Genomic DNA, 13397 nt, shown 5'->3' on the forward strand with positions numbered 1-13397 from the left:
CAACAAATCTATCGAGAACTCACCAAACTCGAAGAGCAAAGCCAGCTCGATGCAAGGCTAGTCCAGCAAGAACATCGCCCAGATAAAAAGATTTATACCCTCACCAGCAAAGGCGAGGAAACATTGCGATCGTGGATCGAGACTCCTAGTACTGTCAGCCCGCTTAAAGACGACTTATTAGTCAAAATATTTGCTGGGTCGATCGCATCCCCCGCGACGATCGTGGCAGAATTAAAACATCACCGCGCTCAACATCTCGAAACCTTACATACCTATCAAGCGATCGCAGCGCAATATTTTCCAGATCGATCGCAATTGAGCAAAGTCGGACGCTATCAATTTATCACCCTGCGTCAAGGCATCAGAATCGAGACAGAATGGCTAGCCTGGTGTGCAGAAGCGATCGAGCTTTTAGAATCTTAGCGTGTCGATCGCAACTAACGAGCCTGTAATACTCGATCGACACTTAGATCTAAATTAGCTAATATTGTTGACTCAATTTTATTATCTTCCACATATACTTTTTCTTCATAGAAACCATCCACCCATTCCAAAATCGTTACTCGCGATTGAATCGGATCGACAATCCAATATTCGGCAATGCCCCTAGCAGCATATTCACTCCGCTTGTAACGATAATCTCTTTTCTCTTGGTTGGGGCTGACTACTTCGACAACTAATAATGGTGGTGGCATATCCATCAATACGATCGATCTAGTCGCCCCATCCATTTCCGTGGCTAATTCTTCAGACAATACAACCAAATCCGGTATGCGTACAGATACCCGCGATCCACTAACAGCTACTTCGATCCCAATCCTAAGTCTATAGCTAGGAATACCCAAACCTAGCAAGAAAGCAAACAAAAAAGATGCAATTCTTTGATTGATATCGCTCTCAGCAGGCATAGAAATCAATTCTCCATTTTCCAATTCATATAAGTTATCCGTGCCATCATCATAGGCAAGGAATTCTGCTAGCGTCATTTTTTGGATGGCAACTGTCATCGCGACACCTCCTGCAAGAGTATATTCACTATTCTAACATTTCGATCGATCTCAGAATTTCCAACGACTTCCAGTCGCGCGGCAATCGGGATAAATCGCGATTACATCCGTTCTAATACCGGAATGCCGAGTAAATCCAGACCTAACTTTAATGTTTTAGCTGTCAAATTGCACAAAATCAATCGAGATGTCCGCAATGGTTCTTCTGAAGATAATACAGGACAATTTTCAAAAAATTGGTTATACTTTTGACTGAGTTCAAACAGGTATTGACACAAACGATTTGGCAACAAATCTCGTTCTACTTCAGTAATAATCGTTCCTAATTGCAAGAGGTGTTTAGCAAGAGTTAATTCGGCTTCTTCTGTTAAGATAATTTGAGCATTATCGCCAAGTTGATTAAAATCGATATCGCCTTTACGAGCGATGCTCTGTGGTCTGGCGTAGGCATACATCATATAAGGTGCGGTATTGCCTTTATCTAAAAGCATCTTATCGTAACTAAAGACATAATTACTCGTTCTGTTTTGGCTCAAGTCGGCATATTTAACAGAACTCAGTCCGATAACCTCCGAACTATTGGTGATAAACTCATCAGTTTCTTGCCGTTCTTCATCAACTAATCGGGCTTTGAGCAGGTTACTAAATCGTTCTATCGCTTCATCGAGCAGCTCTTTTAATTTAATCGCTTCACCCGATCGAGTCTTAATTTTTTTACCGCCTTCTCCTAATACTAACCCAAAAGGAACGTGGGTAATTTCGATATGTTCGGGGATCCATTTTGCAAGTCTGGCGACTTGAAAAACTTGGGCGAAATGATCGGCTTGTCCCGCATCGGTGATATAAATGATTCGATCGGCTTTATCGGTTTGAATCCGATATCTGACTGCGGCTAAATCGGTAGTGGCGTAGTTATAACCACCGTCGGTTTTTTGGACGATGAGGGGTAACGGATCGCCTTCTCGATTGGTAAATCCATCGAGGAAAACGCACTGCGCGCCATCGCTTTCGACTAATAATCCCGTCGCGCGGAGATCTTCAACTACGGTTGATAAATATGGGTTGTAGAAAGATTCGCCGCGTTCGGTAAGTTGAACATTCAATCTGTCGTAAATTACCTGAAATTCGCGCCGCGATTGGTCGCATAATAAATTCCAGGCTTTGATCGTATCGGGATCTTTGGCTTGTAATTTAACTACTTCTTGTCTGGCGGCTTCCTGAAACTGCGGATCTTCGTCGAAGCGTTGTTTGGCTTGTTTATATAGCACGACTAAATCGCCGAGATCGAGCGCGTCAGCCGTCGTCAAGGCTTGGGGATAGGCTTCCCGAAGGTAAAGAATCAACATCCCAAATTGGGTACCCCAGTCGCCAACGTGATTGAGTCTGAGGACATCGTGACCGCGAAATTCTAATACCCGCGCGATGCAGTCTCCTAGAATAGTCGATCTCAGGTGCCCGACGTGCATTTCTTTGGCAATATTCGGACTCGAAAAATCTACGACAACGCGCTGGGGTTTTTCGGCGATGGTTACTCCCAGGCGGCTATCGCGCTGCATGGCTTGGAGTTGAGTGGCGAGATAGCTGGGTTTGACGGTAAAGTTAATAAAGCCTGCACCAGCAATTTGGGGTGCTTCGCAGATTTCTGACACGTCTAAATTATCGACGATCGATTGAGCGATCGCGCGTGGCTGTTGCCCCAATTTCTTGGCAAGTCCCATCGCCATATTCGCCTGATAGTCCCCAAATTTAGGATTGCTCGATAAGACTAATAGAGGATCGACACCAGCATAATCATCCCCCAATGCGGCTACGATCGCCCGATCGAGTTGAGTTGTCAGGTAGGTGATGGTGGATTTCATTTCAGGAACGGGAAGAATTAATAGCTATTATTTATTATCCATTATCTGCTGTCCGCTCCAGATTAGGGCGATCGCGATTTATAACTTTTTTGGGAAATATGGGGTTTGAGATCGAGATCGCACCTAAGATTTGGGAATTACCGATCGCATTCCACTTTTTTTATGATGAGTATCGCCATGATAGCGGGGGATAATATGAATAGTGGCATGATTCATGGCTTGTCCCGCAGCTTTATTTATATTCATCCCGACATTAAAGCCATCGGGTTGAAATTCTGACTTTAAAATTTCCTGAACTTTATTTGCCATTAACCAGCAAGCCGCTTGCTCTTTGGCTGGTAGTTCAAAATAATTGCTAAGATGTCGTTTGGGAACGATTAAAACGTGACCTTTACTCAGGGGATAGCCATCGAACATGGCATAAGTAGTGGCTGATTCTGTTAGTAAGTTTATTTTGCGATGGGGATTGCAGAAGATACAATTATTTGATGAATTCCATTGATGGTTGTAATGGACGTATTCATAAATCTCGCAATATTCATTGAGCTGAATCGATTTGAATGGTAATTTGACGGTGCATTGATAGGTTGGTTTCTTATGAACGTAATGCTCCCGGAAACCTTCTTTTTTGAGATCGCGCCTGACTGCATAATAAGCTTTACTACCTGGCTTGAGTAGATGAGCGATATTCATCAATACATCAGCCTGTATTTCTGGCATTAAAACATTTAACACGTAACAACAGACGATCGTATCGAATTTGCCTTCGGGATAAATCGGCTGATAATGTGGATCGTATCCTGCAATCTCGAAACCTTTTTGCTGCAGAACTTTGACATCATTACTCAACCCACAGCCAAAATCGAGAATGCGACCTTTAAGTAAATCTCGATCGAGTAAAAATTGGACTGGTGATGATAGTTTAGTTCGATCGATCGCCGTTAGATGGCTAAAATTATTTGCTTGTTTCCTCATGTTATCAGTATTGAATGAGATAATCTAACCACGATCTCATTAAATACGATCGATTAAACTATTCCGATCTAACTATATCCGATCGGTCTTGGCAAGAGTAATTATACCTAATTCACCTAATTCAAAATGGCATGAAATAGGTGAGATTTACCAGGGATTTTCGATCTGGGATGAGATTGTTTGTAAAGAAACGATCGACTTTTCTGGAATCTTGCTCGTAGCAATTGAATTGTTAATCGATCGCCCTAATTATCTCGTACTATGAAAACTAAATTTCTGCTAACTTTACTTGCGATGACTGGTGTATTTATCAGTGCAAATAGCGCAGTTGCCACTACAAAATTCACACCAGAAAGAGATCGTAGTATTACCAATCTCAGTCAGACTATTGCTAACCTGATTAATTTAGAAGAAAGAGATTTAGTCGAACTAGCGATCGATCGCGCGTTACTCGCGCAACAAGTTAACGAGCCAAAAATCCCAACTCCCATTGTGACAGCGGGGTTACCCAGAGCAGATATAAAGCCAACCGAACAAAAACCCACAGATAAACAGCCAACCGTTCGTGGGAGAATTAACAAAATTAAAACAGTACCGATCGGTAGAATCCAGCAACCGCAACAACCTTCGATCGGACAAACCCAGGAACCCACCGTAGAACGCTCGATCGGACAAACTAAGAAATCTGATAACCAATCGATCGGACAAAGTAAAAGACGTTAACCCCAAATAATTTTTATCTCTAAGTTATTACGAAGATATCTCCGAAATTACGATCGCTGTCACTGTAGAGATATTTAGTCGATCGCATCCCCACTATATTAATATGAAAACTAAATTTTTCCTAGCTCTATTTGCGCTCAATGGGTTACTTTTGAGTGCGACTAGTGTATCGGCAGCGACAGGCTCTACCCCAATAACCGATCGCAGCATTACTAATCTCAGTCAAACTATTTCTACACTAATCGATTTTGACGATCGCAGCTTAGTCGAACAAGCGATTAATCGCGCCTTAATCGCTCAAAATGTCCGAAATCCGCGAACGGGCAGTTCTGGCACTCCTAACAATATTCCGGCTGGGGGCATCTCCGCCGATCCGAGTCAGGTAAAGCCCATTATTAATGGCAAAGTGGCTCAACCCAGTCGCCCGTTTGTGAATGGCAGAATTCAAAATCCGCAAGCCGATCCATCTCCAAATCCAAAGCCAATCATTAATGGCATCATTGTCAATCCTAATTCTAGATAATTTTCCTAATCATCTGGTGTTTGACTATGTAAATTGAGGTTAATAATCATGTCCGAAAATCGTCGTTCGCCAAAATCGCTAATGTGTCCGAGTGCCGATGCCGAAATGTCTGGTAGCGTTATTTTTGGCATTGTAGTCGGTACGCCAGAAGTACCGCATCTAGTTCATTTAGATCGAGTCAAACCCATTCCGCCAGAATTATTAACTCTCGATTCACCCGTCAAACCCTCAGAAATTTTTCGGATCGCCGCTACTTGTATCGAAAATGGCTGCAAGCATTTTGATGGTATCAATTGTCGCCTGACAACACGAATTGTGGAGGGTTTACCTACAGTAACCGATCGCCTACCTGCTTGTGCGATTCGTTCGACTTGTCGCTGGTGGCATCAGGAAGGTGCAGCCGCCTGTCTGCGTTGTCAGCAAGTCGTTCGAGATAATTATATTGCCGACGATCGACTAATTGCCGCGATCGATCCCTCTATTTACGATCGAGAATCTAGCGAGAATGTATAGGAGTGTGTGAGGTGCGGGGAGTGTGGGGGGTGCGGGAGGTGTGGGGGGAGGAAAACTATTAAGCTTATTCCCTTTACCCTTTACCCTTTCCCCCTAAAACCTAAAACCTAAAACCTAAAACCTAACTCGCCACCGACAAATTCTCTGGCATACAAACATTCATACCGCCCAAACCACAATAACCGCCGGGATTCTTGGCTAGATATTGTTGATGATAGATTTCAGCGTAGTAAAACTCTGGTGCTGATAAAATCTCTGTGGTAATCTCTTTGTGTCCGGCATCATTGAGAGCGGCTTGATAGGCAGCTTTAGAAGCCTGGGCTAACTGCATCTGAGTGTCAGAGTAGCAGTAGATACCCGATCGATATTGAGTGCCAGCATCGTTACCTTGGCGCATTCCTTGGGTAGGATTGTGATTTTCCCAGAAAACTTTGAGTAATTGTTGATAAGTGATGACTGCGGGATCGAATGCCACCAGTACCACCTCATTATGCCCCGTCATCCCACTGCAAACCTCTTGATAGGTGGGATTTGGGGTATTTCCAGCAGCGTAGCCTACAGCGGTAATATACACGCCTGATGGTAACTGCCAAAATTTACGTTCTGCGCCCCAAAAACAACCCATCCCAAACATAGCCATTTCCATGTTTGCCGGATATGGTGGGGTAAACGGATTGCCATTAACAAAATGTTTGGCAGGCAAAGCCATTTTTTCGGCTCTGCCAGATAATGAATCTGCTGGGGTGGGAATGGTTGATTTTTTACCACCAAAGAGGTTAGATAGCATAATTTTAGTTAATTTAAAGTGTGCAAACCAAGTATTTTCCAGTTCTAGCTGTCTGCATACATTGGTCTGAAAGTTTGCTGCTCTTCATTAACTGTAACGCATCTGCCCGGTTGTCGTTGGCGTTGGCGTAGCCTGCCGTAGGCACAGCCTCTCCCTTGGAGAATCGCGATCTCCTAGCTTGAAAATACGACTTGACAACCGCCGATCGCGATCGCTCGATCTGCTCTAAAGTATCGATAGTGTAGAGTTAGATCCAATCTTAGTGATGAGATCGGGTATCGGCACGATTTTCTATCTTTGCATTAACACGGATCTGCCCTTGTGTTCCGATCTCCTCATCGATCATTTAAATTCGAGTGGCAATAGCCTCGCGCCTCATATCCCTTACCATCTATTCGCTATGGGTAAAAAATCTGAAGTCAAAGAATCGAGCCTGTTGTATCAGAGATTGAAGGCGGCATTACAAGATGGCATTAAGGTTTGGTTTGAAACCCGCGACAAAAGCTATTTTGGAATTCCGATCGGACTCGATCGAGATTTTGTCGAAGTCTTGATTTTAGTACCCGGTAGTGAGGATGAATCAACAGAATATATTTTCCAACGCGTAACTTGGGTAGTGCGGCTAGCATCGATCTCGGCAATCGCTTATCCTTCAGAATATTGGTCTACCGATCGCTTAGATAGTCTGTTAAATCGATCGGTAATCAACACAGATAGTTAGGGCTTGTAAAGAAACAACTTCATGTTTTGAGACTGAAAGCTTTTCCTTGTGGGGAAACTAGAGATCGAAACCATGAGCTTATTTTCTTACAGCCCCTTAGCATTGAGTAGCAACCATAGCAAATTGGGTGACATCTACTGGCACTTAAAAGATCGTCGAAATTTTTAAGTCCCATTTTATCTGCGGAGGTCTCCTTTGGAGAATTGCCAAATGGCATAGATATTTTACTGCTATGCCATTTAGCTTAAAGACCGCAAACATTAACGAGTAAACAAGATCGATCTCAATTAAGTTACAGTCTCAGTCTCAATTTAACTCCGATCGCTACTCAATATTATTCATCAGGAGATTTTAATCGCAATAGCCGCCGTGACCGCCGTGACCGCCGTGACCGCCGTGACCGCCGTGACCGCCGTGACCGCCATGACCGCCATGACCGCGACCATGACCATTGTCATCATCGTCATCTCGGTCGTGCTTACCTTTGCCGCCATGATGTTTCCCATTACTGCCACCGATAATGTTAGCAGCCTCTGTGGTGTGGAGTTCGTCGAGGAAACTGGCTGCTAATGAATTGTTGTTAGCAGTCTTCAGATTAGAAATTTCGATTCGAGACATATAAATATTCTCCTGAAAGTTTCAGTTTGCAACCAAATTGCCAGAAACAATTGGTTGTAAAACATCATTGCATCCAAATAGCAGATCTGAGAAGGTAGGACTCAGGTGAGAAAAGCTACCAAATTTTGGGAATCGAATACCCATCATTTAGTTATCTCGAACACATACTAGTACGATCTTTACCGTTAGTAAGTGCGTTAATTGACATCAAATAAACAAAGAATTGTCAGTGTTAATGTAGCTTCAGTCTTATGAATACAACCATTTGCTACGATCTGAAACTTATCATTGACTTTGTCTGAAATTACACCCAGTGACTTAATTTATGAGATTGGTATCAAAAGCGGCGTAAATATCTTTAAACAATAAAAGTAAATAAAATTTACGCCAAATGTCTCAATAAGATATTGCCTCCAGCATGATATCTTACTTGCCGATCGAATTTAATATTAATTCTAATATTTAATATTCCGGTAAAAGCTATCACTGATATTAAACTTTAGATACTTTGTCTGGTGAATTCGGTAGCAATAACGTCATTGTCGAGACCCGATTTTAACTTTTCAGCAAAAACTCGTACGTGGGGTTCTTCCAGCAGCGATAGATGTTCGCCAGGAATAAACACGGTATCCACACCCCCACTAACTAAAGTTCCCCAGCCTAAATCAGGATATTTATCGATATATAAAGACTGGTACTCACACCAGAACAAAGTAGCTCGTCCTTGATAAGCTTGAGGCGAATAATTTTTTACGGCTTGCAAGTTAGATTCTAAAACATTCAATAATTCGGGCTTGAACATTTCAAAAGTAGATAATTTCTTTGTCATCATATTTTTATACTCTTCTGCATAGCCTTTGGTCTTAATTAAGACTCGATGCGCTATTTTATCGGTAAAATATCTGACGCGATCTTTAAATTGAAGTTTTTTTAATTCGCTGACATGAAAATTCAGCCATTTTTTGATTGACATTGTATCTTTAGGTACGATTGGAGATCTAATATCTACTAAACCTAAAAACTCTACCCGTTCGCCTAGTTCTGCTAATTGACGAGCGATTTCAAACGCAACCAGACCGCCAAAAGAATAACCGAGTAAAAAATAAGGCCCTTGCGTTTGAACGGTTTGAATCGATCGAATAAAGTAGCTAGCCATGTCTTCAATGCGCTCTAGCGGCTGTTGTTTGCCATCGATGCCTTGTGATTGAAGTCCATAAATAGGTCTATCTTCACCCAATCTTCTGACTAAATCGTAATAGCCAAATAATGTACCGCCGAGGGCGTGAAGACAAAATAATGGTGGTTTACTATTACCCGATCTGAGTAGAATTAATGGCGACCAATCAGTCGATACTGTATCGTGACGAATAAGATCGGCAATCTGGGCAATTGTCGCAGATTCAAACAAAATTCCCCATGATAATCGCTTGTTCCAAACTTGCTCGATTTGAGCGAATACTTGGAGCGCAATCAGCGAATGTCCGCCGAGATCGAAGAAGTTATCTGTAATGCCAATCGGTTGTACGCCTAGAGCTTTTTCCCAGATTTGGGTTAATTGCAGTTCTAATGCATCGCGGGGGGCTACTACTGAGGATCGACGGTAACTAGGCTCTGGGAGTCTTTTGCGATCGAGTTTATTATTGGGTGTGAGCGGTAAAGCTGTCAATATTTCAAAAGCCGATGGAACTGCGTAATCGGTTAATTTGGTTTTTAAAAACGATCGCAGATCGTCAATATTAATTTCAGCGCGATTTGGTACGATATAAGCGACGATAATTTGTTCTTCCGCAGATATAGCCGTGCTGCTAGTACTTCTATTTTTTCCGACTACTGCTGCTTGTTGAATATCGGGATGCTGCATCAGTACGGTTTCAATTTCTTCAATTTCTACCCGCATCCCTCTAATTTTGACTTGGAAATCTTGGCGACCGACAATTTCCAAATTTCCATCGGGTAAATAACGCGCTAAGTCACCTGTTTTATATAATCTTGCTTGTCGATCTTTAGCAAATGGGTTGGGGATAAACTTCCGATCGTTTAATTGTGAATTATTTAAATAACCGCGCACGAAACTCGGCACGGAAACGCACAACTCGCCTGTGATTCCGGCAGTAACGTTCTCTAATTCATCGTTAAGTATATATAGTTGATTGTGGGGATAAGCACGACCTACCGGGGCATATCCTTCTGTTTTACTAAAGTCATTAGGGATTTGATAAGCACAAACGCCAATTGTTTCGGTTTGACCGTAAATATTGACAACTTGTGGCGGCTGTGGAAACTGACTTCGCACTCGTTCTAATAGTTGCGATGTTAACAATCCGCCTGAAAATATTAGCAACCTAATTTGGGAATCCATCAATTGGCGGCTTTGAGCTGGATCTAGCTCGGCGAGGCTAATTAGCATGTAATTCCAGACAGAGGCAACCGTATCGAATACCGTAATTTTTTCGCGCTGGATCAGTTCGACCAGACTGAATAAATTTGTAGTATTATCTTTAGAGGTAATTACTACTTTGGCACCTTGTGATAAAGGTAATAATAATTGTCGGATCGATGAGGAAAAGGAAAAAGAGGCTGAGAGTAAATAAACATCATTAGGTTGAATTTTCATCACCTCATTGACAGCCTGAAGATAGCTGTCGATTTGTCCGATCGTAATTTGAACGCCTTGGGGTTTGCCTGTAGAACCAGATGTATACATAATATACGCAAGACTCTCAGGTGTTGTTTGTGCTGGTGCTAGCTCCTCACTTTGCGTCGCCAGTTCATCCCAGCGAGCATCGAGTAAAAATAGGTTTACCCCTGTATCGGCAAGATTTGTCGCTAAGGATACTTGAGTTAAAATTAGTTTTAAGTTAGTATCTTGCAAGATTGTGTTGAGTCGATCCTGAGGATATGCTGGATCTAATGGTACGTAGGCTCCGCCAGCTTTGAGAACTGCCAAAATTGCAATTGCTGTATCGATCGATCGTTCTAGATAAATACCCACTAAAACTTCTGGCATAATTTCTTGCTGGCGCAGATAGTTGGCCAATCGATTGACTTTACGATGAAGCTGTTGGTACGTTAGCATACCAGCTCTATCTTGAATTGCAACGGCATCAGGATTTTGGGTACTCAAAAGTTGACAAGTTGACATTTTTTCGCAAAAAGAGAGGACGAGGTTTGCTAGTTAATACTAATTTAGCTGACGATCGCGAGTGAATAACACCGCCAATTGATGTAATATTTTACACTAAACAGAGATGCCTTCTCAATCATGGTGGGAAACTCAGTCAAGTCGTTAGCTGTTAGCGCGTTGCCACTCCAATTCAATCGCCATCAGAGCGAGATTGCTACGGCAACTACCATATACAGTTATACGCTAGCAAATGACTAATGGATCTATTTGTCTATATTCTTAAAGAGTAAAATTTATCAGTTATCAGTAATAACACCATATCGACAATAGATGCTACAGTCATGAAATTAACTGAAATCGTCCCGTGGGGACGCACATTAGCTGAATATAAATTAATGTTCGACTTGTCGGATGCAGACTTAAATCGACAAATTTTAGGCTGCGGCGATGGCCCTGCTAGCTTTAATGCAGAGATGACTGAGCGCGGAAAATCGGTAACCTCGATCGATCCAATCTATCAATTTACAGCAGCACAAATCGAGCAGCGGGTTAGAGATACATATTCAACAATTATCAGCCAAGTTAGCGAAAATTCTAGTCGTTACACTTGGAATTACTTTGCAAATCCAGAAGAACTCGGTTGTGCGCGGATGGATGCGATGAATGAATTTTTAGCAAATTACGAAACTGGCAAAAGTGCTGGGAGATATTTGTGTCAATCTTTACCAAAATTAGATTTTTCAGATCGCAAGTTTGACTTGTGCGTGTGTTCGCATTTACTATTTCTATATTCCGAACAACTATCACTAGATTTTCATATTGAATCCATTTGCGAACTGCTGAGGGTAGCGGCAGAAGTTAGAATTTTCCCATTATTGAAACTCGATTGCAATCCTTCTGCATACATCGATCCAGTTATTGAGAAATTTACTCAGGCAGGCTTTGACGCACGAGTTCGGGCAGTTAATTATGAATTCCAGAAAGGTGGCGATAGCATGTTGGTAATTAAAAAATAACTCGATCGAGACTAATTAGTCTCGATCGCACCGATCGTTTAGTGCCGATTAACTCCTGAAGAATTAGTCATGACGATCGCGATAAATAGTGCGCGAGGTATTATTCAAGCGGCGATTGAGACGATATTTTTCAGCGTTAGTTAATTTACCACCACTTTTAATCTGGCGAAGCCTTGCTGCTTCAATACTATCGATCCGCCGATCGATCCGTTTATACTCTTTAGTTGAAATCGAGCCATTTTTAACTCCTTGATAAGTCCGGGACTCCTGACGATTAATCCGATTTTGAATCGGGCCAGCTTCAGCAGTAAATGGAACTAATACTATTGCTGCAAATAACATCGAACTAATTAATTTTTTCACGATCGAACCTCATTAATTTATTTTGCTCTTACCTGTTAGACAGGAAAAGATCGATCGAGGTTCAATTAGAGATCGATCTTTGTGGATAACTTCAGAGCCAAGCCAATCTCACCCCCAAATTTGTTCCCTGTCTTACCTCTTACCCATGCCAGATCGGCAGCTAGCGGATCGCACCGATCGGTCGTAAGATATAGATCGATAAACTTTACAAATCGCAAGAATTCCCATCATGGTAAAAGTACAGCCCAGCGTCCAGCCAAAACTAGTTGTCACTAGATTTGGGTTTAACCGCTTTGCAGAGCAGTTAAATGGCAGAGCAGCGATGATTGGCTTTGCAGCTTTACTACTAATTGAGTATGTTACAGGTCAAAATCCGCTCGCCTGGATGGGATTGGGGATTAATTAAGACATCTGACAAACATGCGTAGAAATCGCTACATCACCAATTTCGGATTTGAAAAGCTTGAGACGTGCAGCGCGATATTGCTACCAAATTGGGGAACTATAAAGGTATCGATTTCTGTGTATTGATTAATTATCTAGCGATAGACGATCGATTCTCTAGGCTGAGATTGTAGAATTAGGATAACAAGAGTAGCATTGCACCGATCGGACGATCTTGTCCGCATCGATAAGCGAGGTCGCCTTTGAATCCTAGCTTCACCACTCATAAATGAACGCGATATTTCCCACCTTCTTGAAAAGACTATACCGCAAAGAACCAATATCCAGTTTTATCATCGTCGTAGGTGCCTTTGATACCGTCCTCGGTGGTGTCAATGAGATTGGGACATTGATGATTTTAGGCTTGCTTACTTCTGGCGTAGCAATCGGCTATCGCTGGTGGTGCATTCAGCAGGCAGAAGCTGGATCCGATCGTAAATCCAAACAATTATATTTACCTCCTAGCTCCAACCGTTCGCCACTCCCTAATTTAGATAGTCGTCGCCGTCCGCCATTATAAGTGGTTGATGGTAGAGTGTTCGATCGTCAGCTTTGAAGTAATTTAGCTGAACTAGCGGTGATGCGTTGGCGTAGCCTCTTCTAAGGAACTTAGCTGAAACTGGCTCAGAGCAAGGATCTGTAAATTGGGTTGAAGCATGAAATTAGGGCGTGCCCAAACAAAGTTTCTTTCACCCTTTAGACGACATTTATGTCGGCTCAGATG

General features: G+C 42.4%; 15 protein-coding genes. 8 read left to right on the forward strand and 7 right to left on the reverse strand.

Annotated features, from left to right (window positions below; all coding sequences use genetic code 11):
• On the forward strand, positions 1–423 hold a 423-nt coding region (locus tag RMO79_RS08305; protein WP_310482646.1), incomplete at its 5' end, for a PadR family transcriptional regulator.
• Positions 424–437: 14 nt separating this feature from the next.
• Here RMO79_RS08305 and RMO79_RS08310 read toward each other — a convergent pair.
• From RMO79_RS08310 to RMO79_RS08320, 3 genes are all read right to left on the reverse strand, one after another.
• Positions 438–1007 (reverse strand): Uma2 family endonuclease, encoded by a 570-nt coding sequence (locus tag RMO79_RS08310; RefSeq protein WP_310482647.1) that lies wholly within the window; start codon positions 1005–1007, stop codon positions 438–440.
• Between the two features lie 101 nt (positions 1008–1108).
• A complete protein-coding gene (gene argS, locus RMO79_RS08315) occupies positions 1109–2866 on the reverse strand; it encodes an arginine--tRNA ligase (protein WP_310482648.1) in 1758 nt (585 codons plus the stop codon).
• 123 nt (positions 2867–2989) lie between these two features.
• A complete protein-coding gene (locus tag RMO79_RS08320; protein ID WP_310482649.1) occupies positions 2990–3841 on the reverse strand; it encodes a bifunctional class I SAM-dependent methyltransferase/HIT family protein in 852 nt (283 codons plus the stop codon).
• Positions 3842–4102: 261 nt separating this feature from the next.
• Here RMO79_RS08320 and RMO79_RS08325 point away from each other — a divergent pair, with 261 nt between their 5' ends.
• From RMO79_RS08325 to RMO79_RS08335, 3 genes are all read left to right on the forward strand, one after another.
• Positions 4103–4564 carry a hypothetical protein gene (locus RMO79_RS08325; protein WP_310482650.1) on the forward strand — a complete coding sequence of 154 codons (462 nt, stop codon included), beginning with the start codon at positions 4103–4105 and terminating at the stop codon, positions 4562–4564.
• 103 nt (positions 4565–4667) lie between these two features.
• Positions 4668–5087, forward strand: coding sequence for a hypothetical protein (locus RMO79_RS08330; RefSeq protein ID WP_310482651.1), 420 nt, complete (start codon positions 4668–4670; stop codon positions 5085–5087).
• Between the two features lie 48 nt (positions 5088–5135).
• Positions 5136–5600 (forward strand): nitrogen fixation protein, encoded by a 465-nt coding sequence (locus tag RMO79_RS08335; RefSeq protein WP_310482652.1) that lies wholly within the window; start codon positions 5136–5138, stop codon positions 5598–5600.
• Positions 5601–5721: 121 nt separating this feature from the next.
• Here the strand turns inward: RMO79_RS08335 and msrA are convergent, their stop codons facing one another.
• A complete protein-coding gene (msrA, locus tag RMO79_RS08340) occupies positions 5722–6387 on the reverse strand; it encodes a peptide-methionine (S)-S-oxide reductase MsrA (RefSeq protein ID WP_396136554.1) in 666 nt (221 codons plus the stop codon).
• A 400-nt stretch (positions 6388–6787) separates the two neighbouring features.
• On the opposite strand from msrA, the gene RMO79_RS08345 reads away from it, so the two are divergent.
• Positions 6788–7108, forward strand: coding sequence for a hypothetical protein (locus RMO79_RS08345; RefSeq protein ID WP_310482653.1), 321 nt, complete (start codon positions 6788–6790; stop codon positions 7106–7108).
• A 351-nt stretch (positions 7109–7459) separates the two neighbouring features.
• Here the strand turns inward: RMO79_RS08345 and RMO79_RS08350 are convergent, their stop codons facing one another.
• Positions 7460–7726 (reverse strand): hypothetical protein, encoded by a 267-nt coding sequence (locus RMO79_RS08350; protein ID WP_310482654.1) that lies wholly within the window; start codon positions 7724–7726, stop codon positions 7460–7462.
• Positions 7727–8225: 499 nt separating this feature from the next.
• The gene (locus tag RMO79_RS08355) at positions 8226–10868 is read right to left on the reverse strand and encodes an amino acid adenylation domain-containing protein (RefSeq protein WP_310482655.1); all 2643 of its coding nucleotides are present in this window, start codon (positions 10866–10868) and stop codon (positions 8226–8228) included.
• A 323-nt stretch (positions 10869–11191) separates the two neighbouring features.
• Between RMO79_RS08355 and RMO79_RS08360 the strand changes: the two genes are divergently transcribed.
• Positions 11192–11866: an SAM-dependent methyltransferase gene (locus RMO79_RS08360; RefSeq protein ID WP_310482656.1), complete on the forward strand. Its 675-nt coding sequence runs from the start codon at positions 11192–11194 to the stop codon at positions 11864–11866.
• A gap of 63 nt (positions 11867–11929) precedes the next feature.
• On the opposite strand, the gene RMO79_RS08365 is transcribed toward RMO79_RS08360, so the two are convergent.
• Entirely contained in the window at positions 11930–12229 is a 300-nt protein-coding gene (locus RMO79_RS08365) for a hypothetical protein (RefSeq protein WP_310482657.1), read from the reverse strand.
• A 229-nt stretch (positions 12230–12458) separates the two neighbouring features.
• On the opposite strand from RMO79_RS08365, the gene RMO79_RS08370 reads away from it, so the two are divergent.
• Positions 12459–12635, forward strand: coding sequence for a hypothetical protein (locus tag RMO79_RS08370; RefSeq protein WP_310482658.1), 177 nt, complete (start codon positions 12459–12461; stop codon positions 12633–12635).
• A gap of 267 nt (positions 12636–12902) precedes the next feature.
• Positions 12903–13193, forward strand: coding sequence for a hypothetical protein (locus tag RMO79_RS08375; RefSeq protein WP_310482659.1), 291 nt, complete (start codon positions 12903–12905; stop codon positions 13191–13193).
• The last annotated feature ends 204 nt before the right edge of the window (positions 13194–13397 follow it).

Origin of the sequence: Chamaesiphon sp. VAR_48_metabat_403 (assembly GCF_031422475.1) — a bacterium.
GTDB lineage: Bacteria > Cyanobacteriota > Cyanobacteriia > Cyanobacteriales > Chamaesiphonaceae > Chamaesiphon.